Genomic DNA, 25,695 nt, shown 5'->3' on the forward strand with positions numbered 1-25,695 from the left:
GGTGTCGACATATTTGTTTCCGGCGCCGGACTTTAGCACGCGTTCCCTTGTTTTCCGAGTTTTCGCACGAGACTATTGCGCTCTCTGCGGCAAGTAGGTTATTTCTTGGGAATCCCGCTGAAAGATCGCCGAACCCGGCGAGGTTCGACCAGCCCAGCCGAACAGGAGGTTCGCCGGTGAGTCATGCGACGGCGCGCACGCGGGTACTCGGCGTCAATCCGCTCGGACGTCCCGATCCGGGGTTGGCGGCCGCCGTCGCCAGGGGCGGCGGTCTCGGGATCGTGCCGATCGGGTCCATAGTGGACGGAGGGTTCCCGTTCGGCGTCCGGATCCCCGCGGGCCGCCACGTGCGGGACGAAGAGGTGCGGGAAAGCGGCGCGGGGCTCGTGCTGCTGGCCGAGGGGGCGGTCTGGCGGGGCAGGGCCGGCCTCCCCGTGCTGGCCGAGGTGACCGGCGTCGAGCAGGCCGTCCGGATGCTCGACGCCGGCGCCTCCGGTCTGGTGGCGAAGGGAGCCGAAGCGGGCGGTTCGGACCTCACCACGTTCGTCCTGCTGCAGCGGTTGCTGGCGCGGTTCGGCGACGGTGTCCCGGTGTGGGCGTACGGGGGCATCGGGCCGAGGACGGCGGTGGCCGCGATCGCCGGCGGCGCCGCGGGCGTGGTGCTCGACGGGCTCGGCCTGTTCCCGGAGGCCGACGTGCCCGAGGCGGACCGCGTCGAGCTGGCCAGGGCCGACGATGGGCTCGCCGCGCTGTTCGCGAATCGCTTCGAGGACGCCGAAAGGGCTGTCCGCACGGTCGTGCGATCGCTCGCGATACCGGCGGCGCTCCCCGCGGACCAAGGTGAACGGTTGTGCCGCACGCTGGGGACCCGCCTGCCGGTCGTGCAGGGCCCGATGACGCGGGTGAGCGACCAGCCCGGCTTCGCCGCCGCCGTGGCCGCGAACGACGGCTTCCCGTTCGTCGCGGTCGCCACCGCGAACGGCGCCAAGACCGCCGAGCTGCTCGGCCGCACCGCCGAAGCCCTCGGCGAACGACCTTGGGGAGCGGGCATCCTCGGGTTCGTCCCGGAGGCCCTGCGCGCCGAACAGCTCACGGCGATCCGCGCGGCGCGCCCGCGCTGTGTGCTGATCGCGGGCGGGAAACCGGCGCAGGCCAAATCGCTGGAGGCCGACGGCATCGCGACCTTCCTCCACGTGCCGTCGCCGATCCTCCTGCGGCAGTTCCTCGACGCCGGGATCCGCCGGTTCGTCTTCGAAGGCGCCGAATGTGGCGGGCATATCGGCCCGCGGTCGAGTTTCGTGCTGTGGGAACAGCAGCTGGACGTCCTGCGCGAACACGGCGCCGATGACGTCGAGGTCCTGTTCGCGGGCGGGATCCACGACGCCCGGTCCGCCGCGATGGTGTCGGCGATGGCGGAGCCGCTCACGGGCATCGGTGTCCTGATGGGCACCGCGTACCTGTTCACCGAAGAGGCCGTGGCCCACGGCGCCATCACCGGAACCTTCCAGAACCGGGTGCTCGACGCCGGGTCCACGGTCACCCTGGAGACCGCGCCCGGGCACCTCACCCGCTGCCTGCCCAGCCCGTACACCGACGAGTTCGCCGCGCTGAAGGCCGGGCTCCGCGCGGACGGCGTCCCGCCGCAGGAGGCCTGGCAGCGACTCGAGGAGCTGAACACCGGACGGCTGCGGATCGCGACCAAGGGCATCCGTCGGGAAGGTGACGCGCTCGTCGAGGTCGACACCCTCGGCCAGCTCGCCGAGGGGATGTACATGGCGGGTCAGGTGACGGTCCTGCGCGAGCGGCGTACCGACATCGCCGCCCTCCACCGGGAAGTCACCGAAGGCGCGGCTGAACTGCTAGCCGCCCGCGCTCCCCTCGAAGAGTCCGTTGTGGACGGTGACATCGCGATCGTCGGAATGGCCTGTGTGTTTCCGGGGGCACCCGACCTCCCGGCCTTCTGGGCCAACGTCCTGCGCGGTGCGGACGCCGTCACCGAGGTGCCGGATCAACGCTGGGACACGGAGATCTACGCGGATCAGTCGACGTCGAAATGGGGCGGCTTCCTGCCTCCGGTGGACTTCGACCCGCTCGCCTACGGCATCCCGCCCAAATCGATGGGCAGCATCGACCCGGCCCAGCTGGTGTCCCTGCAAACCGCGCGCCGCGCTCTCGAAGACGCCGGTTACGGCGAGGGCGGCTTCGACCGCGAGCGCACCAGCGTCATCTTCGGCGCCGAAGCCGGGGGAGACCTGGCGAACGCCGGAGTCCTGCGCGCGCTGCTCCCCAGCTACCTCGAAGACGTCCCGGAGGAACTCCTCGCCCAGCTGCCGGAACTGACCGAAGATTCGTTCCCCGGCACGCTCGCCAACGTCATCTCCGGCCGGATCGCCAACCGGCTCGACCTCGGCGGCGCCAACTACACCGTCGACGCCGCGTGCGGCTCCTCGCTGGCCGCGCTGGACCTCGCGGTGAAGGAACTGCGGGCGGGCACGAGTTCGATGGTCCTGTGCGGCGCGGTCGATCTGCACAACGGCGTCAACGACTACCTCATGTTCACCTCGGCGGGTGCCCTGTCGCCGACCGGCCGGTGCCGTCCGTTCGACGCGTCGGCGGACGGGATCGCGCTCGGCGAGGGCGTCGCGTGTCTCGTGCTCAAGCGGCGGTCCGACGCCGAACGCGACGGCGACCGCGTCTACGCCGTGGTCAAGGGCGTCGGCGCCGCCAGCGACGGCAAGGCGCTCGGCCTCACCGCGCCGCGTCCCGAGGGGCAGCGACGGGCCCTCGCCCGCGCCTACAGCGACGCCGGCGTGTCCCCGGCGGACGTCTCACTGGTCGAGGCGCACGGTACGGGCACGGTCGTCGGCGACGCCACCGAACTGACCACGCTCACCGAGTTCTTCCTCGCCGCGGGCGTTGAACCGGGCACGTGCGCGCTGGGCTCGGTGAAGAGCCAGATCGGGCACACGAAATGCGCCGCGGGACTGGCGGGCCTGATGAAGGCGGCACTGGCGCTGTGGCACGAGGTCGTGCCGCCCACGCTGCACCTGAGCAGGCCGAACCCCGCCTGGGACGTCGAAAGCAGTCCCTTCACCTTCTCCACCGGCGCCCGGCCGATGCCGGTTCCGCGCGGACGCGAGTTCGCCGGAGTGAGCGCGTTCGGGTTCGGTGGGACCAATTTCCACGCGGTGCTCGCCGCCCCGGGACTTCCGCCGGGGCGGCGGCACGGCCCGCGTGACTGGGACGCCGAGCTGGTCCTGCTCCGGGGCACCGACGTGGACGCCGCCCGCGCCGTCCTGCGGGATCTGCTGGCGGCCAACGAAGGCCGTCCGTTGCGGGAGATCGCCGCGCTCGCCGCCGAACGGGGCGAACCGGGGCCGGTGCGGCTCGCGGTCGTCGCGAGTGACGTCGCGGAACTGCGCGAGGCCGCCGAAGGCAGGGGCGGGTTCACCGCGGGCGGCATCGAAGCGGGGAAGGTCGCGTTCCTGTTCCCCGGCCAAGGCAGCCAGCGGACGGGAATGCTGGCGGACCTGTTCGTGCACTTCCCCGAACTGGCCGACGTCCTGAGGCTCGCTCCCGACGTCGCCGCGACGACGTTCCCGCCGCGCGCGTTCACCGAAGACGCCCGCGCCGCGCAGGACGAAGCGCTCAAGGACACGCGTGTCGCGCAGCCCGCGCTCGGGCTCGTGGAGTCGGCCGTCTGCCGGTTGCTCGCCGACCTCGGCGTCCGGCCGGACCTGCTGGCGGGGCACAGCTACGGCGAACTGACCGCGCTGTCGGTCGCGGGCGCGTTCGACACGCCGACCCTGGTGGCACTCAGCCGGGCCAGGGCCCGTTCGATCGCCGAAGTCGCGGGCGCGGACCCGGGCGCGATGGCCGCGGTGAAGGCGTCCAGCGACGAACTGGCCGCCGTCCTCGACCAGCAGGACGTCGTTCTGGCGAATCACAACGCGCCGGGGCAGACCGTCCTTTCCGGACCGACGGCCGCCATCGAGGAGGCGGTTCGCGAACTGCGGGCCCAGGGGATCGGCGCGAAGCGGATCCCGGTCGCCTGCGCCTTCCACAGTCCGCTGGTGGCCGGGGCGAGCGACGTGTTCGCAGTCGATCTCGACAACGCCGAGATCGGCGAGCCGGGTCCGCCGGTGTGGTCGAACCGCACCGCCCGGCCGTACGAAGCAGGCGTCGTCCGCACCGAACTCGCCGCGCAGATCGGCGCGCCGGTCCGCTTCGTCGAACTGATCGAGGACATGTACGAGGCGGGCGCGCGCACGTTCGTGGAGGCGGGCCCAGGGGAGGTGCTTTCGCGGCTGGCCAAGGACATCCTCGGCGACCGGCCGCATACCGTGATCGCGTGCGACCCCGGCGGGCCGGGGCTGCGCGGCTTCCTCACCGCGCTCGCCCGCCTGGCGCTCACCGGTGTCGATGTGCGCACCGAACGGCTCTTCCGCGGCCGCGTCCGTGTCGGCCCGCTCCCCAAGCCCGCGTGGACCGTGGACGGCCAGACCGTCCGCGCGCCCGGCGGGGAGGTTCCCGCCCATGGGCTCGTGCCCGCCCGACGAATCCCGAGGACGACCATGAACCAGCCCGCGCCCGGACGTGACCAGGCCGTCGTCGAATTCCTCCGCACCAGCCGCGAAATGCTGGCGGCGCAACGGGATGTGATGCTGGGGTACCTCGGCACCGCGCCGCTCGCCCCCGCTCCGGTGCAGGCTCCGGTCGTGCCCGTGCTGCTGCCGCCGGTCGAGCCGGCGGTCGTCGTGCCCGAACCGGAACCGGTCGCGACAGCGCCGTCACAAGAAGTCGCGGTCACGGACGTCCTGGCCACCGTGATCGGCGCGATCAGCGAACGCACCGGCTATCCGGCCGAGATGATCGACGCCGATCTCGACCTGGAAGCGGATCTTTCCATCGACTCGATCAAACGCACCGAGATCGCGGGCTCGCTGCTCGCGAAGCTCGGCCTCACCGGCCGGGTGCACGACGACGCCCAAGATCAGCTCAGCCGCGACCGGACGGCGAGCGCGCTGGCCGCACGGCTGCGGAGGTGGCTCGAACCGGCGGTACCGGTCGCCGTGACACCGGTTCCCGCCGAGACACCCGTCGGAACCGCGCCCGGCCGGTACCTGCTCGACCGCGTGTCGGCGCCGCTCGGTACGCCCGACCTCGCCAGGGTGACCGGCAAATCGGTCGCCGTGAGCGCCGAGCCCGGCCAGGAGGACCTCGCCGAATCGATCCGGGCGGTGTTCGCCGACGCGGGCGCCCTGCCGGGAGAGCGGGACGAGGCCGACGTCGTCGTCGTGCTGAATCCGTTGTCGGACGCCGAGGAACCCGTCGCGGCGCAGGTTTTCGGCCTGCTCAAGAGCGCCAAGGGCGCGGTGGTCGTGGTCGCGAGGCCGGGCGCCGGGCACACCGCCGGGCTGCGCGGTCTCGTCCGGGCGGCGGCGCGGGAGCGCAGCGAGCCGACCAGGCTGGTCGAGTTGGAGTCCACAGTGGACCTCGCGCGGATAGTGCTGGAGGAGGTGATCGCCGACGGTCCGGTGGCCGTGCGCTACGACACCGCGGGACGCGCGGCGTTCGAGCCTTCCGCGGGCTCGCTCGGTTCACTCGCGTACGCGGGCGCCGGTCCCGGCGGGGGAGAGGTCAAGGCGCTCGGCCTCGACGCGGATTCGGTGCTGTTGCTGATCGGCGGCGCCCGCGGGATCACCGCGCGGGCGGCGGTCGCGCTGGCGGCGAGCGGATGCCGCGTCGAACTGGCGGGCCGCACGCCGTGGCCGGCCGAACCCGGCGACGAGGACCTTCCCGGTGACGCGCCGGGGATGCGCTCGGCCCTGGCCGCGCGTGGCGGTTCGCTGGCGGACATCGAACGCCGGGTCCGCACCGTGCTGGCCCAGCGCGAGATCGCGCGGACGCTCGACCAGATCCGTGCGGCCGGCGGTATCGCCGCGTACCGGTCGCTCGACGTGCGCGACGCCACCGCCGTCCGGCAGGTGGTCAAGGATCTGCACACCCGCTACGGCCGGATCGACGGCGTCGTCCACGCGGCCGGGGTGATCGACGACAAGCTGATGGCCGACAAGGACGAGCACTCGTTCCGCACGGTCTACGGGACCAAAGTGGACGGTGCGCGGGCGTTGCTCGACGCGCTGGAGCATTTCGGTGTGCGGCCCGGGTTCGTGACCTTCTTCGGGAGTATCGCCGCGGTGCTGGGAAACCGGGGCCAGACCGACTACGCGGCGGCGAACGACGCGCTCGAAACCCTCGGCGAGCAGTGGGCGGAACGCACCGGCTGCCGGGCGCTGACCGTCCACTGGGGACCGTGGGCGCCGTCGGACGACCACGCGGGCATGGTGTCGCCCGAGCTGGCGCGCGAGTACGAGCGCCGCGAGGTGGCGCTGATCGATCCGGACGAAGGCACCACCGCGCTCCTGCGTGAACTGGCCTACGGCCCGGCCGACGTCCGCTCGGTGCTGTACACGGCGTCGCTGTGGTGAACCAGGAGCCGGTCGCGATCGTCGGGATGGGCGTGTTCCTTCCCGGATCGTCCACTGTGGACGAATATTGGCGGAACATCGAGTCGGGTACCGACGCGATCACCGAGATCCCGCCGCACCGCTGGGATCCGAGTTTCCACGACGGAGACGGCCGCACCCCGGATCGCACCTACGGCAGGCGCGGCGGGTTCGTCGCCGACAGCCTGGACTTCGACGCGACGGCGCTCGGCATCGCCCCCAGCAGCGTCGCCGGGATGGAGCCGGACCAGCTCGTCGCGCTGTCCGTGGCCGCTTCCGCGGTCGACGACGCCGGTGGTCTGCGACGGCTCGGGGACCTCGAACGCGTGGGCGTGATCCTCGGCAGGGGCGGTTACCTCTCGCCCGGGCTCCAGCGGTTCGACCAGCGGGTCCGGTCGGTCCGCCAGATCACCGGCGCCGTCCGGGAACTGCTGCCGTCGGCGCGTCCGGAGATGCTGGACCGGCTCCGCGACGCGCTGCTGGAACCGCTCGGCGAATTCCGGCCGGACACCGCGATCGGGCTGGTGCCGAACCTCGCCGCGTCGCGGGTCGCTAACCGACTGGACCTCGGCGGCCCCGCGTACACGGTGGACGCGGCCTGCGCGTCGTCACTGCTCGCCGTGGACCAGGCGATCGGCGAACTCGCCCGGCGCCGCTGCGACGTCGTGCTGGCCGGCGGCGTGCACCACTGCCACGACGACACGCTCTGGTCGATGTTCACCCAGCTCGGCGCCCTCTCGCCGAGCCAGCGGATCAGCCCGTTCTCGCGGGACGCCGACGGCCTGCTGATCGGCGAAGGCACCGCGATCGTCGTGCTGAAGCGGTTCTACGACGCGCGCCGCGACGGCGACCGGGTCTACGCGGTGCTGCGCGGTTCGGGGACGTCGAGCGACGGGAAGGGCGCGAGCCTGCTCAGCCCGGCCGTCGCCGGTCAGACGCTGGCGTTGCGCCGCGCTTGGGCGTCGGCGGGTCTCGATCCCACCGCGCCCGGCGCGCTCGGCCTGCTGGAGGCGCACGGAACCGCGACGCCTGCCGGGGACGCGGCCGAACTGGCCACCCTCGCCGAGGTGTTCGGCCCGCCGGACGGACCCCGCGCCGCGATCGGCTCGGTGAAGGCGATGATCGGCCACACCATGCCGACCGCCGGGGCCGCCGGGCTGGTCAAGGCGGCGCTCGCCCTGCACCACGCGATCCTGCCACCGACCCTGAACTGCGCCGATCCGAGTCCTCTCCTGGACAAGACGCGATTCCGTACCTTGACCACCGCCGAGCGCTGGCGTTCGGGGGACGTCCCGCGCCGGGCTGCGGTCAACGCCTTCGGTTTCGGCGGGGTCAACGCGCACGTGGTGCTGGAGGAGGCCGACCCGGCGCCCGCGCGGCCGCGCCGGGCCAAGGTGACCGGGGAACCCGAGCGCGTCCTGCTGCTCGCGGCGCCTTCTCCTGGGGACCTGCGAGGCCTGCTCGACCGCCCGGAGCCGGAATCCGGCGGGCACGGTCCGTGCCGGATCGGGATCGTCCGGCCCGACGAGAAGCGGCTCGAAGTCGCGCGAAGGGTGCTCGCCAAGGTCACGGCCGAGGGCGGGTCCTGGCACGGCCCCAACGACATCTGGTGCACGACCGCGCCCCTGCTGGACCAGGCCGGGGCGAAGACCGCGTTCGTCTACCCGGGGTTGGAAGCGGACGCGGAACCACGGTGCGCCGACGTCGCCAGGCATTTCAGCCTGGACCGGCCGGAGTGGTCGACGACAAGTGTGCTCTCGCGTGCTTCGAGCGTGTCCCAGGTCGGGTTGCTGCTCGACGCCGCGCTGAGGCGACTGGCCATCAAACCGGATCTGCTCGCCGGGCACAGCGTCGGCGAATGGACCGCGATGCAGGCGGCGGGGATGTACCCGGGATTGTCCACAGAGGACATGCTGGACCGGTATTGGCCGCAGGGGTTCACGCTGCCGGACGCCGAGTTCCTCGTACTCGGCTGCTCAGCGGAGCGCGCCGAGGCGCTGCTCGCGGCCGAACCGGAGCTGATGATCTCGCACGAGAACGCGCCACGGCAGACGATCGTCTGCGGCGACCCGGCCGCCGCGGCCCGGCTCGCCAAGCTGTGCACGCAGCACGGCGTCGTCGCCAGGACACTGCCGTTCCGGTCCGGGTTCCACACCCCGCTGATGCGGTCCCGGCTCGGCCCGTTCACCCGGCTCGCGGCGGAACTGGACCTGAAGCCGCCGCGGATCCCGGTCTGGTCGGCGACCACGGCGCGGCCGTATCCCGCGGATCCGGTGGAGGTCCGTGAGCTGTACCTGGCCCACCTGGTGCGCAAGGTCCGGTTCCGGGAACTCGTCGACGCCCTCTACGCCGACGGCGCGCGGGTCTTCGTGCAGGCGGGCGCCGGTCAGCTCGGTTCGTTCGTGTCGGACACGCTGGGTTCGCGGCCGCATCTGGTCATCCCGGCGTCGTCCGGTACGAGGCCCGGTCTCGCGCAGTTGCGCAGGGTCGCCACCGCGGTCTGGGTGGAGGGCGGGCGGCCCGCGTTCGACGCGCTGGAGCCGCGCCGGACCCGGATCGACACCGCGGGCACGCTGCTCTCGGTCGAAGGCGAGGTCAAGGGCCTGTTCGCGGGCGCCGGTGAGGTGCCCGAACTGGCCGACGGGATCCCGGACGCGATCGTCGCGGAGTTCACCGCGCTGCTCGCGGAGACCAGGGAGGCCGCCGCGAGTGTCGCCAACGCGGCCGCGCGACGCACCTTTGAGTCCACTGTGGACGTATCGCTCGCGACGATGCCGTACCTGGCGGATCACCGGTTCTTCCGCCAGCGCGAGGACTGGCCCGACGAAGCCGACTTCCGTCCCACCGTCCCGGCGACGACGCTGGTCGACCTTGCCTGCCGGGAAGCGGAACGGGCCTGGCCGGGTACCGTCGCGACCGGGGTGAGCAACGCGGCGTTCTCCCGGTGGCTGATCGCCGTCCCCGCCGTGCGCGTGCCGCTTTCGATGACCCGCGAGGGCGACCGGATCAGTGTCCAAATAGGACCACACGCCAGTATGGACGTCCATCTGACGCAGCGGTATCCGACGGCTCCCCGGCCGTCTCCGCCGCCGGGACCGGAAACCGCGCCGCCACTGAGCGCCGCCGAGATCTACACCCGCCGCGAGATGTTCCACGGCCCCGCGTACCAAGGGCTCGACAGGCTCATCGGGCTCGGCGAACGGCATATCCGCGGCGACCTCGTCGTGCCGTCGGCGCCCGGCGCACTGCTGGACAACGTCGGCCAGCTGCTGGGCTGCTGGCTGATGGCCACCAAGGCGGACGCGCTGCTGGCGTTCCCGACGTCGATGGGCCGGATCACCTGGTACGCGCCGGAACCGGCGCCCGGCACCCGGCTGCGCTGCGTGGTGCGGGTCCGGCTGCCCCGGCCGGACGTGCTGGAGATGGACGCGGAACTCGTGCTGGGCGGCGCCGTGCTGGCCAGGATCGAGCAGTGGCGGGACATCCGGTTCCCGTGCGACCGGCCCGCCCACCGGGTCTACGCCTTCCCGGACCGGAACCGGCTTTCCGAGGACCACCACGGCGGCTGGACGGTGGTCACCGACCGGTGGCCGAGCCCGGCCGCGCGGGACATCTACGCCGGCATCTACCTCGGTGCGGCGGAACGTGCCGAATTCGCCGCCTGCGCGCCCCGGCGGCAGCGCGGCTGGCTGCTGGAACGGATCGCGATCAAGGACGCGGTCCGCGCGAAACTCGGCCTGGACGGCGTGTACCCGGCGGAACTCCGCGTGAGCGCCGACGGGACCAGGGTGACCGGGCTCCACGGCCGGACGGTGCCGCCGCTGGAGGTGGCCGTCGCGACGACGGGAGAGGTCGCGGTCGCCCTCGTCCGTGAACCGGCCGCGACGCCGCCCCGGATCGCGATCCGGGCGGAAGGCGAACTGGCCGGGCTCGCCGAGGAGATCGGCATCGGGGCGGAATTCGCCGGAATCCCGGGGCACGTGGTGGCCTGGAACCGCGGGTGAGAACGACGGGCGGAGCTGAGAGATGTTCTCGAGAAAGGACCAGACGCGTGAACCCGCCCTGGCCGAAGGCCCCGCTATCGCGGTGGCGGGCGCCCTGTCGGCCAACGCGACTTGGTCTACCTCGTCGCGCCCCGCCGACGTCGATCGCGGTCGCGGGTTCACCCCCGATAGGTGAGAGCAAGGAGTAAGAGCATGACGATCGAACAGCAGAGCCCGGCGTCGGTGTTCGGCACCGTGGCCGAGTTGCTGAAGGAGCTGGTCGGGGACACCGACGTCCTCGGCATCGAGATCACCCCGCAGACCACCTTCCACGAGGATCTCGGGCTGGAGAGCATCGACCTGGTGACCTTCGCGAGCATCCTCGCCGAGTTCTTCGGTGCGGACGTGAACCTCGCGGAGTTCCTGGCGGAGAAGGACCTCGACGACGTGATCGGGCTCCGGGTCGGCGACATCGCCGACTACGTGGCCGCCCGCCTCGGCGAACGGGCGTAGGGCGATGCCGACGATGACCGTCAACGGGCTGCGCACCAATGTGCAGCTCGTGCCCGGTGGAGGTACGGAGACCGTGGTGTTCCTGCACGGCATGGGTACCGACAGCCTCGCGAGCTTCTACCTCACGCTCGCGCCGCCGGTCGCCGCCGCCGGGGTGGACGTGATCAGCTACGACCTGCGCGGGCACGGCAAGACCGAACGTCCCGAACGCGGATACACGATCGGGGACTTCGTCGCCGACCTCGACGACCTGCTCGACCAGCTCGACCTCGACCGGCCCGTTCACCTGGTGGGCAACAGTTTCGGCGGCACCCTCGCCTACAGCTACGCCGTGGCGAAACCGGAACGGGTGCGCAGCATCGTGTGCATCGAGTCGGAGCCCGCCACGGAACTGTGGGCGGGCAAAATGGCGCAGATCCTCGAACACACCGTGCGGTTCCTGAAGGTCGAGGAAAGCTTCGACTGGATCGAGGCCAACTACAGCGCGCATCACCGGCGGCTGGCGCGGATGGCGGCCGAGCGGATCATGTCCACGTCGATGGCCGAGGAGGTCCCGCTCGGTCCGCTCCTGACCATGGACGAGGTGGCGGGGATCGGCTGCCCGGTACTGTCCATTCTGGGCAGTCACGGCTATCAGGCCGACGATCTCACCGCGTTGACGTCCTTGTTGCCCCGCGGCGAACTGCACGTGTTCGAGGGCCAGGGCCATTCGGTGCTCGTCGAGCAGCACCGGGAAGTCCGGGAACTGCTGATCGACTGGATCTCGCGGCACGGAAGGCCACGCGGATGAAGTTCCTGCTGGTCGTCCCACCGCTCACCGGGCATGTGGCGCCGTTGCGCGCGGTGGCCACCGAACTGGTGGGGCGGGGCCACGACGTCGCCTGGTGCGGTCCGGAACCCACGACGTCCGAGCTGACCCGGGCGGGCCGGGTGTACGCGGCAGGGGACGCGCTGGAGTTCGCCGTCGAGCGACGGCCCGAAGGCCTGCGCGGATTCGCGGCGCTGAAATACCTTTGGGAGCAGTATCTGGTTCCGCTCGCGGACGCGATGGTGCCCGGCGTCGAGAAGGCGGTGGCCGCGTTCCGGCCCGACGTCGTGCTCGCCGACCAGCAGGCGTTCGCGGGCGCCCTCGTGGCGAGCCGCCGTGCCCTGCCGTGGGTGACGTCGGCGTCGACGTCGACCGAACTCGGCGATCCGCTGGGCGCCATGCCGAAGATCGCCGCCTGGGTCGACGGACTGCAGGACGGACTGCGCGCGCGGCACATGGTGTCCTGCGGGGACCTGCGGTTCTCACCGGAGCTCATTCTGGCGTTCACCACCGTGACCCTGACCGGGCGGATCGCCGACGTGGGCGCGGTCCGGTTCGTCGGTCCGGCGCTGGCCCCCGCGCCCCCGGTGGGTTTCTCGTGGGACCGGCTCGACGGACGTCCGCTCGTCCTCGCCACCCTCGGCACCGCCAACGCCGCTCTCGGCCGCCGCTTTCTGTCCGAATGCGTCGACGCCCTCGCCGCGATGCCGGAGGTTCAAGGCCTCGTCGTCGACCCCACCGGCGAGCTGCTCAGCGACGAAGTGCTCGTGGTCAAGCGGCTCCCGCAGGCGGAAGTGGTGCGGAAGGCGGCGGCCGTGATCTGTCACGGCGGGCACAACACCGTCAGCGAGACCCTCGCTTCGGGGCTGCCGCTGGTGATCGCGCCGATCCGGGACGACCAGTCGATGCTGGCGCAGCAGGTCGAGGCCGCCGGCGCCGGGCTGCGGCTGCGCTTCGACCGGGCGAAGGCACCCGACATCCGCGACACGGTCTCCGAGGTGCTGACCGAACCCGCCTACGCCGCCGCGGCCGCGCGGGTGCGGGCCTCGTTCGCGGCGGCCGGGGGAGTCGTGGCGGCCGCGGACCACCTGGAAGCCCTGCCGCGCTGAGCGTAACTCGCGTGATTGAAGCCGTATCTCGTGTGTTATCGAGGGGCAAGGCAAACGTGTCGTGGTGCCAGTGCTGTCGCACAGGATGCTCCCGTCGACCGTCAAGGCAGGATTTCGCAGCGCGAATCCGATCATGACGCCGATTGTCCATAAAGGACTCCGAGGCCTCTCCGTGTATCCGGTTTGCGCGCTTTGTGCGGGGGTCGTGAGTGGAAATGGTCGTTCTAGCGCTCTTTATCACTCACGACCCCGGCGTCTGAATACGCAAAGTAGTCAAATCGGGCGCCGATGCCGAACTTTAGTCCCTTGTGGACAGAGCTGACCGTGTCAGGCATTTATGGCGGAGAGGCTACTGTGTCCTTTATGGACAATTGGCGTGCGCCACGAAGACCCGCCGCGGTCGTCGACGGGAACGGCCTGTGCGTTTCCCTCAATACGCCTTCAAGCACGCGAGTGCGGGGTTCAGGCCGGCGGGGTGACGCCTCGCGGCGACCGGAACGTCCGGGCCGCGATCCACCCGCCCGCCGCGGCCGCCACGGCGGCGATCGCCAGCGAAATGGGGACCGACCAGCCAGAAGGCCGTCCGAGCGCGAGCGCGCGGGTCGCGTCGATCGCGTAGGTCAGCGGGTTGAGCGCCGAGACCACCCGCAGCCACGCCGGCATCGTCTCGAGCGGCATGTACGCGCTGGAGGAGAACATCAGCGGGAACATGACCACGAACGACGCCATCTGCAGTGTTTCGGCCTTGCGCAGCCAGGTCGTGATGGCGACGAAGATCCAGCTCAGGCACCAGCCGACTACGAGCGTGAGCACAAGGGCCGCGGTGAAGCCGAAAACGCCGCCGGTCGGCCGGAAACCCAGCAGTGCCACGCTGGCGAGCGCGGTCACCAACAGTTGCACGGCGAGCCGGGCGGAATCGGAGATGGTGCGCGCCACCAGGACGGCCGAAAGGCTGATGGGCATGCAGCGGAGACGGCCGGTGAATCCACTGTAGATCTCCGCGAGCAGTCCCGCCCCCGAACTCATCGCCGTCGTCATCGCGATGTTCACCAGCGTCGCCGGGACGAGGAAGTTCACATAGCCCTGGTAAGCCGCGACACCGGGCAGCGTGCTGACGCCGTTGAACACCTGGCTGAACAACAGGAGCAGCACGATCGGTTGCAGCAGCCCGAAGAACACGAGCCGCCGGTCGCCGAACGCCGTCTTCAGCGAGCGGGCGGCGAGCACCCGGACCTGGGTGGCGAAGGTGCTCGGCGGCCAGGTCGACGGGTCTCCCAACACCGGCGGGGACGGCGCGCGATGCCGTGCCTCGGTCATGGGGTGACCGCCGGATTCCGGTGCAGGGAAAGGTAGACGTCGTCGAGCGTCGGCTCCGCGACGGTGAGGTCCTTCATCGGCGCGCCCGCCGCGTCGAGCGCGCGCACCAGCACCGTGATGTCGGCGGGCCCGGACAGCGCGACACCGAGCACCAGCCCGGAGACCGACGTCGTGCAGCTCATGCCGAGCCGGTGCACCGCGGCCAGCGCCCGGCGGGCGGCGAGGTCGGTGCCGAAGGTCAGGGTCGCGGTCCGTTCCCCGAGCCTGGCCTTGAGCTCCGACGGCCGCCCGGACACGGTGACATGGCCCAACCCCAGCACGATGACGTGATCCGCCAGTCTGTCCGCCTCCTCGAGGTACTGCGTGGTGAGCACGACGGTGGTGCCGCGGGCGGCGAGCCGTTCGACGCCGTCCCAGAGGCCCGCGCGGCTGAGCGGGTCGAGGCCGGTCGTCGGTTCGTCGAGGAAGAGGACGTCGGGGGAGCCGACGAGCCCTGCGGCCAGGTCGAGCCGCCGCCGCATGCCGCCGGAGTACGTCCGCGCGGGCCGGTCGGCCGCGTCGTCGAGGCCGAACATGGCGAGCAGTTCGGCCGCGCGGGCCCTGGCCTGACGCCGGTTCGCGCCCAGCAGCCTGGCGACGAGTTCGAGATTGCCGCGACCGGATAGCGCGTCGTCGACCGCCGCGAACTGGCCGGTGACCCCGATCCGCCGCCGGACGTGATGGCCGGCGCGCACGACGTCGAAACCGCAGACCTTGGCGCTGCCGCCGTCCGGTTTGACGCGCGTGCTCAGGATGTCGATCAGCGTCGTCTTGCCCGCGCCGTTGTGGCCGAGCACCGCGAGCACGGTGCCACGGCCGACCCGGAGGCTGACGCCGGCGAGGGCCGTCACTTCACCGTAGTGCTTGGCGAGGCCGGTCACCTCGATGGCAGCCTGCTCCATTCGCCGAACGTAGCGGGGGTTTCGGTGCGACCGCAATGCCCAGGGGCTCGTGAGTGGCAAGGACGGTCGGAACCGTCATTACCACTCACGAGAGCCAGGGCAAAACAGTTACGCCCATTACAATCTTTTCCCCTCATGGAGTCGCCATTCCCGAATTACTTGTCCCTCCGGCATTCCGTCAGTAGCGTGCTGCTCCAGTTGGCCGTTCGGCCGGAGAAGTCGAAATGAGGAAGCCCGAATGTCAGTGCTGACCGGGCGCGTTCTGCGCGCCTTCCTACTCCCGGCGGTGCTGGGGCTGGGGGCGCTTTCCTTGGCTTCCGCCTCCGCCGAGCCCGCGCGGACACAGCAGACACGACAGGCCCTCGCGCAGGAACCCGCTGTCGCGCAGGTCGGACTGAAGTTCGGTTTCTACGTCGGCGACGACCAGCAGCCGACGACCAGCCGGGTCGCGAAACTCGGTTCGGACATCACGTTCCCGCAGGGCCGGTTCGACGGCATGATCCTCGGGTTCAGCGACAAATCGCCGATCACCGGCAAACTCGCCATCCCGTCGACGTCGAGTTATTTCGTCTCCTTCCGGTTCATGCCCGCCACCGGCACCGTCGAACTCATCCCTGACGGCGACGCGACCGGCGTGGTCGACGTGGACACCGGCGCCACGGGCGACTGCAAGGAGGTCGGCACCAACATCTGCGCGCACACCGACGTCACGAACAAGGTGTTCATCAAGCTTTCGAACGTCAAAGTGGACGGCAAGGTCCTCGACGTCGGCCCGAACTGCCGGACCGCGCAATCGGTCGAGGTGAACATCAAGGCCCTGGTGCCACTCGCGTTGCCCGCCCCGCCGGTGAAGGTCACGAGCACCTTCGCGACACCGGGGTTCACCGGCTGCGGGGTGCGTGAGGATCTGAGCCCGTTGCTGACCGGGCTGGTGTCCGGCCCAGGCAACACCCTGGTCACCAACCTCAGGCTGCGATGCGTCGGCGACGGCCCGCCCCCCAACGGATGTGGAGCCTGACGATGGCCAATCCAGTCGCCCTGCTCGCCCGCGCGCCGGAGAAGGCAGCCGCCGGGCTGCGCGAGTTCGGCCGCATGTGCGCCATGGGGATCGACGTCGTCCTCGCGATGTTCCGCCGCCCGGTGCAGGTCCGCGAGTTCATCCAGCAGTTCTGGTTCATCGCGAGCGTGTCGATCACGCCCGCGATCCTCGTGTCGATCCCGTTCGGCGCGGTCATCTCGCTGCAGCTGGGTTCGCTCACCAGCCAGATCGGCGCGCAGCAGTTCAACGGTGCCGCGAGCGTGCTGGCGGTGGTACAGCAGGCCAGTCCGATCGTGACCACGCTGATCATCGCGGGCGCGGGCGGTTCGGCGATCTGCGCGGATCTGGGCGCCCGCTCGATCCGCGAGGAGATCGACGCGATGGAGGTGCTCGGTGTCTCGCCGATCCACCGGCTGATCGTGCCCCGTGTGCAGGCGGCCATCGGCGTTTCGGTGCTGCTGAACGGGTTGGTCAGTGTCGTCGGCGTGCTCGGCGGCTACTTCTTCAACGTCATCGTGCAGGGCGGGACGCCGGGCGCGTACCTCGCGAGCTTCAACGCGCTCGCCCAGCTACCCGACCTCGTGGTCAGTTCGATCAAGGCGTTCATCTTCGGTTTCCTCGCCGGCGTCGTCGCCGCCTACCGGGGCCTGAACCCCAAGGGCGGCCCCAAAGGCGTGGGCGACGTCGTCAACCAGTCGGTGGTGATCACGTTCCTGCTCCTGTTCTTCGTCAACACGATCCTGACCGCGCTGTACCTGCAGCTCGTTCCGGCGAAGGGAACCTGATCCCGTGACCAGCGTCCCCGAACGGGCCCGCGAGGCGTTCAAACGCCCCGGCAACAGTCTTTTCGAGCTGGGCGACCAGCTGCTGTTCTATGTCCGCGCGCTACTGGCGATCCCGATGGCGGTCACCCGCTACTTCCGGGAAGTGGTGCGCCTGCTCGCCGAAGTGACCTTCGGCAGCGGGGCGCTCGCGGTGATCGGCGGCACCGTCGGCGTGATGGTCGGCCTGTGCGTGTTCACCGGGATCACGGTGGGACTGCAGGGTTTCAGCGCGCTGAACCAGATCAACATCTCCGCGATGACGGGCTTCCTCACCGCGTACTTCAACACCCGCGAGATCGCGCCGCTCTCGGCGGGGCTCGCGTTGTCCGCGACGGTCGGCGCCGGGTTCACCGCGCAGCTGGGCGCCATGCGGATCTCCGAAGAGATCGACGCGCTCGAAGTGATGGCCGTGCGCAGCATGCCGTACCTCGTCACCACCCGGATCGTGGCCGGATTCATCGCTATCATCCCGCTTTACGTGATCGGCCTGCTGATCTCCTACCTCGGCTCGCGGGTTACCACGGTCGTCTTCTTCGGACAGTCCGGCGGGACTTACGACCACTACTTCTCGCTGTTCTTACCGCCTGAAGACGTGCTGTGGTCGTTCGGCAAGGTGCTCGTCTTCAGCGTCGGCGTCATCCTCACGCACTGCTTCTACGGCTATCGCGCCGCGGGCGGCCCGGCGGGCGTCGGGGTCGCGGTCGGCCGCGCCGTGCGGACGTCGATCGTGCTGATCAGCGTGCTGGACCTCTTCCTCAGCCTGGCGATCTGGGGCGCCACCACGACGGTGAAGGTGTCCGGATGAGCACGCGCGCACGGACACAAGCGGCGGGGGTGGTCTTCCTCGTCATCCTGGTGCTGCTCGGCTGGCTCGCCGTCGCCATCTTCAACAAGGACTTCGAACGCGCGGAACTGGTCACGCTCAAAACCGACCGGGTCGGCAACCAGCTGGCCCCGCCCGCCGAGGTCAAGGTCCGCGGCGTGCCGTTCGGTGAGGTCAGGGCGGTGCGAGGCACCTCGGAAGGCGCCGAGATCGATCTCGCCATCGACCCGGCGAAGATCGATCAGCTGCCGCGCAACGTCTCCGCGCGGTTGCTGCCGAAGACGGTGTTCGGTGAGCGCTACGTCAACCTCGTGCTCCCGGAGCGGCCGGCGGGAGGTTCGCTGCGCGACGGCGACGTCATCGGCCAGGACCGGTCTTCCAACGCGATCGAGCTGGAACGCGTCCTCGGTGACCTGCTGCCGCTGTTGCGGGCGGTGCAGCCGCAGAAGCTGAACAGCTCACTGGGCGCGATCTCGCTCGCGCTCGACAACCGCGGGAAGTCCTTGGGGGACAGCATCGTCCAGCTCAACGACCTGCTCGACCAGGTGAACCCGCTGATGCCGCAGTTCAAGGCCGACATCACCGGCCTCGCCGACGTGGCGGACCTGTACACCGGCGCCGCGCCGGACATCCTCAAGGCGCTCTCGGATCTCTCCACCACCGCGAGGACCATTGTGGAGACTCGCGCGGACCTCGACAAACTGTACGCCAGCGTCACCACCGCGAGCGGCGACATGAACAAGTTCCTGGTGCAGAACAAGGACAACATCATCGGCGTCAGCGTGAAGAGCAGGCCGACATTGGAGCTGCTTTCCCGCTATTCGCCTCAGTTCCCGTGCCTGTTCGACGCGGTGAACCGGCTCAAGCCGGTCATGGAGAAAGCGTTGGGCAAGGGCACCGGGGAGCCGGGACTGCACGTGACGTTGTCCGTCCACGATCCACGCGACAAGTACGTGCCCGGCCGGGACGATCCACGGTTCGACCAGAAGGGCGGGCCGCGCTGTTATGGCGGCGGCGGGACTTCGGCGGCGGTGCAGTTCGCCGCCGACGGGGACCTCGGCCCGGCGAATTCGAAGGGGGAGCGGGGGCTGGTCGCCGAGTTGCTGGCGCCGTCGCTCGGGATGAAACCGGCCGAGGTCCCGGACTGGAGCAGCGTGCTCGTGGGCCCGGCCATGCGCGGTACGGAGGTGACCGTCCGATGAGGGGTGTCGCGGGACCGGCGATCAAAGGCCTGGTCTTCTTCGTGATCACCGTGGTGGCGACCGGGATCCTGGCCATCACCATCGCCAATTCCGGCGTCGGTACGACGGTCGGCTATACCGCCAGGTTCACCGACGCCACGTCGGTCAACCCCGGCGACGAGGTCCGGATGTCCGGTGTCCGCATCGGACAGGTGGATTCGGTCGGGGTGGTCGAGCGGCGGCTGGCGGACGTGCGGTTCTCGGTCGAGAACAAGCGGCGGCTCACTTCGGGAGCCACGGTCACCATCAGGTACCGCAACCTCGTCGGCCAGCGGTATCTCTCGATCGACCCCGGCCCGGACGGACCCGCGGTGCTCGACGAAGGCGCGTTGATCCCGCCGGAGCGGACGCATCCCGCGCTGGATCTGACCGCGCTGTTCAACGGGTTCAAGCCGTTGTTCCAGGCACTATCACCGAGTGACGTCAACCAGTTGTCCTTCGAGATCGTCCAGGTGCTGCAGGGCGAAGGGAGCACCATCGACAGCCTGCTCGAACACACCGCTTCCCTCACGAACACCCTGGCGGGCAAGGACGAGGTGATCGGCCAGGTGGTCGGGAACCTCAACACGGTGCTCGACACGCTCAACTCCCAGGGCGACCAGTTCGACAAACTGGTCGACGTCACCGCGCAGCTGGTCTCCGGGCTCGCCGGCGACGCGAAACCCATCGGGCAGGCGATCGGCGGGCTCGGCGAGCTCACCACCGCCACCGCGGATCTGCTCCAGGACGGCCGCGCGCCGCTGAAGGACAGCATCACCACCCTCGGCGACCTGTCGAAGAACCTTGCCGACAACACCCCGGTCTTCGAGCAGTTCCTGGCGAACCTGCCGAAGAAGCTGGATCGCATCGGCTCGATGGTCTCGTACGGCTCGTGGTTCAACTTCTACCTGTGCTCGGTGAAATCGGACGCGCCACCCGCCCCGGGCGGCCCGCCGGTCGGGATCCCGCTGACCCAGGGACGGTGCCGGTGAAAGCGCCGAGGATCAAACCGTTCCGCAGCCGCAACCCGATCGTCGTCGGCGCCGTCACGGCGCTGTTGATGGCGGTGGCGGGCTCGGCGACCTTCTTCTCCGACGATCTCCCACTGGTCGGTGGCGCGACCACGTACGCCGCCGAGTTCACCGAAGCCGCCGGTCTCAAACGCAACGACGAGGTCCGCGTGGCCGGGGTCAAGGTCGGCGAGGTCTCCGACGTCTTGCTGGACGGTGGCCGGGTCAAGGTCCTGTTCCGGGTCAAGGACACCTGGATCGGCAACCGCACGACCGCCGCGATCAAGATCAAGACCCTGCTGGGGCAGAAGAACCTGGTCCTCGACCCGGTCGGCAACGCGGAACTGGATCCGGACGAGCCGATCCCGGTGCAGCGCACGAGTTCCCCGTACGACGTCACCACGGTGTTCAACGACCTCGCGAACACGGTGGGTGCGATCGACACCGACCAGCTGGCGAAGGCATTCGGGACGCTGTCGGAAACGCTCGGCGCTTCCACCCCGCAGGAGGTCCGGACCGCGTTCGACGGCATCACCGCGCTGTCCAAGACGCTCGCGTCCCGCGACCAGGAGCTGGTGAAGCTGTTCGAGAACACGAACAAGGTGTCGAAGACGCTCGGGGACCGCTCGCAGCAGATCGAGGCGTTGATCCGCGACGGCAACACCCTCCTCACGGAGCTGAACGCGCGCAAGGACGCCATCGCGAAGCTGTTCAGCGGGGTGAAGAACCTCTCGATCCAGCTCAAGGGGCTGGTGGCGGACAACCAGAAGACGCTCGGCCCGGCACTCGACCAGCTCGATCGCGTCGCCACCGTCTTGCTGCGGAACCAGGACAAGCTCAACGAGAGCCTGCGGCTGGCCGGTCCCTTCTACCGCCTGCTCGGCAACGCGGTCGGCAACGGCCGCTGGATCGACACCTACATCTGCGGGCTCGTCCCGACCGGCGGCACGCCGGGCAGCTGCATGCCTTCGAGGAAGGGGGGACGCTGATGGGGCGCCACTTCACACTGGCCGATCTCGGCGGACAGGCCCGGCGGCGGGCCTGGGTGCGGCGGCTCGCGGTCGCCGTCGTCGCCGGACTGCTCGTGACGGCGGCCTGGCCGCTGCTGACCAGGCAGGCCGACCGCGTCCTGACCGGGTTCTTCACCGCGACCGTCGGGGTGTACGCGAACACCGAGGTGCGGGTGCTCGGCGTCCCGATCGGTTCGGTGACCAAGGTCGAACCGCGCGGCACGAACGTCGAGGTGACCATGACGGTCCGGGCGGGAGTCAAGCTGCCCGCCGACGTCGGCGCCGTCGTGATCACGCCGAGCCTGGTCGCCGACCGGTACGTGCAGCTCACACCGGTGTACGTCGGCGGGCCGGAACTGGGCGGCGACGGGCGGATCCCGCCCGAACGCACCGTCACCCCGGTGGAGGTCGACGAACTCCTGGGCAGTCTCAACCAGCTGATGACCGCGCTGGGGCCGAAGGGCGCCAACCGGGACGGCGCGGTCAGCGACGTCCTGACCAAGGCCGCCTCCTACCTCGACGGCAACGGCGGCAAACTCGGCGAGGCGATCAAGAACCTCGGCGAGTTCGCCAGGACCGCGAGCGACTCCAAGGACGACCTGTTCAACTCGATCGACAACATCAGCAAGTTCACCGCGATGCTCGCGTCGAACGACGACAAGGTGAAACAGGCGATCCAGCAGATCTCCTCGCTCAGCAAGATCCTGGCCGATCAGCGGGACCAGTTCTCCGGCGCGATGACCGAACTCACCGAGGCGCTCAGCGTGGTGCAGGGCTTCATCAAGGACAACCGGGGCAAGGTCAAGTCCGATGTGGACAAACTCGCCGAGATCACGAAGCTGCTCAGCCAGCAGAAGGCGTCGCTGAGCGAAGCACTCGACGCCGCTCCGAACGCGCTGGCGAACGTGCTCGGCGCGTACAACCAGGGCGCGGGAACGCTGGACGGCCGAGGGAACCTCACCGAATTCTCGGGGGCGAAATGAAAACCCGCCGCAGGACACTATCTGCCGTCCTGGTCCTCGTGCTGGCCGCCACCGGTTGCAGCGGCGGTGTCGACGTCTACGACATCCCGCTGCCCGGCGGGGCCGCGCTGGGCGAGCGCCCGATCCACGTCACGGCGAGTTTCACGAACGTGCTGGATCTCGTGCCCCAATCCGGGGTGAAGGTCAACGACGTCCCGGTCGGCCAGGTGCGGACCGTCGAGCTGGCGCCCGACGGACGCAGCGCGGTGGTCGGTCTCCTCGTCAACGGGGACGTGAACCTGCCCGCCAACTCCGTCGCACGGCTGCGGCAGGCGAGCATCCTCGGCGAGAAGTTCGTCGAGCTCGCGCCGCCGCCCGAGGGGACGCCGAGCGGGCGGTTGGTCGACGGTGCGGTGATCCCGCTGGCCAGCTCCTCGCTGACCCCGGAGATCGAGGAGGTGTTCGGCGCGCTTTCCCTGCTGCTCAACGGCGGCGGCGTCGCGCAGGTCCAGAACATCACCCGGGAACTCAACGACGCGCTCGGCGGCAAGGAAAGCGCCGCGCGGCGCCTCCTGTCCAATTTGGACAAGTTCGTGCGCGGGCTCGACGAGCACAAGGCCGAGATCACCCGTGCCATCGAGAGCGTCAACAAGCTCGCGGCGACGCTGAACGCGAACACCGAGGAGATCAAGGCGACGCTGAACGGGCTCACCCCCGGGATCGAGGTGCTGAACCAGCAGCGTCAGGAGCTGGTCGGGATGCTCAAGTCGCTGGACGGGCTCACCTCGGTCGCGGTCGACACGGTGAACCGCAGCAAGGACGACCTCGTCGCCGACCTCAAGGCGCTCGAACCGTTGCTGCGGAAGCTGGCCGACTCCGGGGACAAGCTGCCGAAGGCGATGGAGATGATCTTCACCTTCCCGTTCCCCGACGCCGCGCTCGAGGCCATCCGCGGGGACTACCTGAACACGTTCCTGACCTTCAAGAACAGTGGTGGCCGCTGATGCTGACCAAGTTCGTCCGCGTGCAGCTGGTGGTCTTCGTGACCATCGCGGTCCTCGGTGTCGCGTACGTCGGCGCCACGTACGCGGGCCTGGACAAGCTGGTGCTCGATCGCGGGTACACCGTCAAGGTGCGGCTCGCCACCGGTGGCGGCATCTTCAGCAACGCCGAAGTCACCTACCGGGGCGTGCCGATCGGCCGGGTCGGCGAACTGCGGCTGACGGCCTCCGGGATGGAGGTCGACCTCGAACTCGAGCCAGGGGGCCCGGAAGTGCCCGCGGACACCGAAGCCGTCGTCGCCAACCGATCCGCCGTCGGCGAGCAGTACGTCGATCTGCGGCCCCGGCGCGGCGACGGCGCCATGCTGCAGGACGGTTCGGTGATCAGCGAGGCGGACACGAAGATCCCGCTGCCGGTGGACATCGTTCTGTCCAGTGTGGACTCTTTCGCCAATTCGGTGCCGAAGCCCGCCTTGCGGACCGTGGTCGACGAGCTGTACAACGCGACGTTCGACGCCGGCCCGGCGCTGGACCAGCTCGTCGGGCGGGGGATCGAGTTCGTGCGGGAGGCGAGCGCGCATGTCGGCCCGCTGACCAGGCTCGTGACCGACGCGCAGACCGTGCTCGACACCCAGGTATCGCAGGCGGACGCGATCCGCTCGTTCGGCGCCAACGCGAAACTGCTCGCCGCGACGTTGAAGAGCTCCGACGGCGATCTGCGTCGGCTGATCCCGGCCGTCCCGGCGGCGGCGAACGAGGTCAGCACGCTCCTGCGGGAGACCGGGCCGAGTCTCGGCATCCTCCTGGCCAACCTGCTGACCACCGCGGACGTGCTGGAAACGCGTCAGGACGGCCTCGAGCAGCTGCTGGTCACGGCGCCGAAAGCGGTCGCCGCGGGGCACGCGATCATGGGACCGGACGGCGCGCGCGTCGGCCTCTCGCTGACGTTCTTCGATCCGCCGCCGTGCGTCACCGGTTACGGGACCGCCTACCGCGACGGACTCGACACGTCTCCGCGTCCGTTGAACACCGCGGCGCGCTGTGCCCTGCCCAAGGGCAATCCCACGAACGTGCGCGGCTCGCAGAACGTGCCGGGAAGGTGAAGGCCATGACTCGAATCGCCGCGTTCCTCGCCGCCGTCGCCACGGCATTGGCGGCTTGGTTCGGCTACTCGTGGTGGGACGCGAGCCACGACGAAGGCGTCGCGCGGGCGACGGTCCGCGAGGAGACGCTGCAGATGGGCAGGCAGGCTGTCGCCGCTCTGACCACTTTGGATTATCGGCAGGCCGAGCAGGGTTACCAGAACTGGCTGAACCTGTCCGGCGGCGCGTTGCACGACGAACTGGCCCGCGACCGGGAAGCCGGACTCGAACGGATCGGCCAGGCGAAGACCGTCACCACCGGCCGGGTCGTCGACGCCGCGGTGACCGAAGTGGACAGTGGCGGTGGAACGGCCGAGGTGATCGCTTCGGTCGAACTCGAGGTGCGGCCCGAGGGCGGAGAAGCGGTGACCAAGCACAACCGGTTCCGCGCCGGCCTGAACCGGACACCGGACGGGTGGCGGGTCACGTCGCTCGGCCAGGTGCCGGTGACCGACACCGGAAAGCCCTGACGGAGGACGGGATGACCACGAAACGAACCGTCAAACCGGCGCGGCGCGCGGTGAAGGTCGCCGGGAAGATGAGCGGCGGCACGCGGGTTGCCGTGCTTGATGCACCCGAGGAGGCACCGGTCGTCGTCGCTCCTGTGCGGCGGCGGCGGGGGGCGGTGGTGGTGGGCGCGGTCGCGCTGGTGATGGCGGGCCTCGCGGGGTGGTTCGCCATCGAGGCACGGGACGCCACCGCGGTGCTGGCGCACAACACGGCGCTGACCGACGTCGCCACCACCGCGGAGGTGAGCGATCAGATCGGCAAGGCACTCGGCACCGTCTTCTCGTACCGGTACGACGACCCCGCCAAGAGCGAGCAAGCCGCGAAAGAGGTCCTCACCGGGCCGGCGCTGGGGCAGTACGACCAGCTGTTCGCGCAGGTCCGGGGGCTCGCGGCGGAGCAGAAACTGGTCGTGACCTCGACCGCAGTGGTCTCGGGGGTGAAGGTCCTCGACGGGGACCGGGCGTCGCTGCTGGTGTTCCTGGACCAGACCGGCGTGCGCGGGGACGGGCAACGCAGTACCGGTGCGGCACAGCTGAGCGTTTCCGCGGAACGGGCCGAAGGGAAGTGGCGGGTGACCGCTCTGGCGGCCGCCTGACCGGTTCCGTAGTACATGAAGGCCCCCTTCCTTGCGCCAGGCGCAAGGAAGGGGGCCTTCATGTACTACGGGGGCTGTCGGGTGGTGGGTGCCGGGCCTGAGGCGTTGCGAAAGCCACTTTCGCAACGTTGAAGGTTGCGAAAGTGGCTTTCGCAACGCCGGTGGCACGCGAGCGCGTCCCGAAGTGTGGAATCTTTCGCCCGGCTTGTGGACGCCCGCCGGAGCGTGTGCCATGATGCGTCCGTGACCTCCTGCACCATCATTATCGCCGAGCGCGCCGGATAACAGCTCCACAAGAGCCCCCGGCGCGCAACCTCTCGCACCCATGCGGGAGGTTTTTTTGTTGCCTGAACACGTTTTGCCACCACCATGAGGAGTC

Annotated in this window: 18 protein-coding genes; 16 read left to right on the forward strand and 2 right to left on the reverse strand. The window is 70.0% G+C overall.

The window, feature by feature from the left end; all coding sequences use genetic code 11:
• Window positions 1-176: 176 nt before the first annotated feature.
• From ACLJQ7_RS35775 to ACLJQ7_RS35795, 5 genes are all read left to right on the forward strand, one after another.
• The gene (locus tag ACLJQ7_RS35775; protein ID WP_410652589.1) at window positions 177-6,491 is read left to right on the forward strand and encodes an SDR family NAD(P)-dependent oxidoreductase; all 6,315 of its coding nucleotides are present in this window, start codon (window positions 177-179) and stop codon (window positions 6,489-6,491) included.
• Complete coding sequence (locus ACLJQ7_RS35780; RefSeq protein WP_410652590.1) at window positions 6,485-10,513, forward strand: beta-ketoacyl synthase N-terminal-like domain-containing protein; 4,029 nt, start codon at window positions 6,485-6,487, stop codon at window positions 10,511-10,513. Before ACLJQ7_RS35775 ends, ACLJQ7_RS35780 begins: the two co-directional genes overlap by 7 nt.
• A 192-nt stretch (window positions 10,514-10,705) precedes the next feature.
• Window positions 10,706-11,005, forward strand: coding sequence for a phosphopantetheine-binding protein (locus tag ACLJQ7_RS35785; protein WP_410652591.1), 300 nt, complete (start codon window positions 10,706-10,708; stop codon window positions 11,003-11,005).
• Window positions 11,006-11,009: 4 nt separating this feature from the next.
• Entirely contained in the window at window positions 11,010-11,795 is a 786-nt protein-coding gene (locus tag ACLJQ7_RS35790) for an alpha/beta fold hydrolase (protein ID WP_410652592.1), read from the forward strand.
• Window positions 11,792-12,922 (forward strand): glycosyltransferase, encoded by a 1,131-nt coding sequence (locus ACLJQ7_RS35795; RefSeq protein WP_410652593.1) that lies wholly within the window; start codon window positions 11,792-11,794, stop codon window positions 12,920-12,922. Before ACLJQ7_RS35790 ends, ACLJQ7_RS35795 begins: the two co-directional genes overlap by 4 nt.
• A 462-nt stretch (window positions 12,923-13,384) precedes the next feature.
• Here ACLJQ7_RS35795 and ACLJQ7_RS35800 read toward each other — a convergent pair whose 3' ends face one another.
• Both ACLJQ7_RS35800 and ACLJQ7_RS35805 read right to left on the reverse strand, forming a co-directional pair.
• Window positions 13,385-14,239, reverse strand: coding sequence for an ABC transporter permease (locus ACLJQ7_RS35800; protein WP_410652594.1), 855 nt, complete (start codon window positions 14,237-14,239; stop codon window positions 13,385-13,387).
• On the reverse strand, window positions 14,236-15,180 hold the full coding sequence (locus ACLJQ7_RS35805) for an ATP-binding cassette domain-containing protein (RefSeq protein WP_410652595.1): 945 nt from the start codon (window positions 15,178-15,180) through the stop codon (window positions 14,236-14,238). The genes ACLJQ7_RS35800 and ACLJQ7_RS35805 overlap by 4 nt, the downstream gene beginning before the upstream one ends.
• Window positions 15,181-15,418: 238 nt before the next feature.
• Between ACLJQ7_RS35805 and ACLJQ7_RS35810 the strand changes: the two genes are divergently transcribed.
• The 11 genes from ACLJQ7_RS35810 to ACLJQ7_RS35860 are packed head-to-tail and all read left to right on the forward strand — an operon-like array spanning window position 15,419 to window position 25,316.
• A complete protein-coding gene (locus ACLJQ7_RS35810; protein WP_410652596.1) occupies window positions 15,419-16,198 on the forward strand; it encodes a hypothetical protein in 780 nt (259 codons plus the stop codon).
• Window positions 16,199-16,200: 2 nt separating this feature from the next.
• Entirely contained in the window at window positions 16,201-17,004 is an 804-nt protein-coding gene (locus tag ACLJQ7_RS35815; protein WP_125796979.1) for an MlaE family ABC transporter permease, read from the forward strand.
• A 4-nt stretch (window positions 17,005-17,008) separates the two neighbouring features.
• Complete coding sequence (locus ACLJQ7_RS35820; protein WP_410652597.1) at window positions 17,009-17,848, forward strand: MlaE family ABC transporter permease; 840 nt, start codon at window positions 17,009-17,011, stop codon at window positions 17,846-17,848.
• Window positions 17,845-19,068, forward strand: coding sequence for an MCE family protein (locus ACLJQ7_RS35825; protein WP_410652598.1), 1,224 nt, complete (start codon window positions 17,845-17,847; stop codon window positions 19,066-19,068). Before ACLJQ7_RS35820 ends, ACLJQ7_RS35825 begins: the two co-directional genes overlap by 4 nt.
• The gene (locus tag ACLJQ7_RS35830; protein WP_410652599.1) at window positions 19,065-20,078 is read left to right on the forward strand and encodes an MCE family protein; all 1,014 of its coding nucleotides are present in this window, start codon (window positions 19,065-19,067) and stop codon (window positions 20,076-20,078) included. The genes ACLJQ7_RS35825 and ACLJQ7_RS35830 overlap by 4 nt, the downstream gene beginning before the upstream one ends.
• Window positions 20,075-21,085 (forward strand): MCE family protein, encoded by a 1,011-nt coding sequence (locus ACLJQ7_RS35835; RefSeq protein WP_410652600.1) that lies wholly within the window; start codon window positions 20,075-20,077, stop codon window positions 21,083-21,085. Before ACLJQ7_RS35830 ends, ACLJQ7_RS35835 begins: the two co-directional genes overlap by 4 nt.
• On the forward strand, window positions 21,085-22,089 hold the full coding sequence (locus ACLJQ7_RS35840) for an MCE family protein (RefSeq protein ID WP_410652601.1): 1,005 nt from the start codon (window positions 21,085-21,087) through the stop codon (window positions 22,087-22,089). Before ACLJQ7_RS35835 ends, ACLJQ7_RS35840 begins: the two co-directional genes overlap by 1 nt.
• On the forward strand, window positions 22,086-23,072 hold the full coding sequence (locus tag ACLJQ7_RS35845; RefSeq protein WP_410652602.1) for an MCE family protein: 987 nt from the start codon (window positions 22,086-22,088) through the stop codon (window positions 23,070-23,072). The genes ACLJQ7_RS35840 and ACLJQ7_RS35845 overlap by 4 nt, the downstream gene beginning before the upstream one ends.
• On the forward strand, window positions 23,072-24,172 hold the full coding sequence (locus ACLJQ7_RS35850) for an MCE family protein (protein ID WP_410652603.1): 1,101 nt from the start codon (window positions 23,072-23,074) through the stop codon (window positions 24,170-24,172). Before ACLJQ7_RS35845 ends, ACLJQ7_RS35850 begins: the two co-directional genes overlap by 1 nt.
• Window positions 24,173-24,177: 5 nt before the next feature.
• Window positions 24,178-24,681, forward strand: coding sequence for a hypothetical protein (locus tag ACLJQ7_RS35855; protein ID WP_410652604.1), 504 nt, complete (start codon window positions 24,178-24,180; stop codon window positions 24,679-24,681).
• Window positions 24,682-24,692: 11 nt separating this feature from the next.
• Complete coding sequence (locus ACLJQ7_RS35860; protein ID WP_410652605.1) at window positions 24,693-25,316, forward strand: hypothetical protein; 624 nt, start codon at window positions 24,693-24,695, stop codon at window positions 25,314-25,316.
• Window positions 25,317-25,695: the final 379 nt, after the last annotated feature.

It is taken from the genome of Amycolatopsis sp. cmx-4-54, assembly GCF_046548895.1.
Lineage (GTDB): Bacteria > Actinomycetota > Actinomycetes > Mycobacteriales > Pseudonocardiaceae > Amycolatopsis.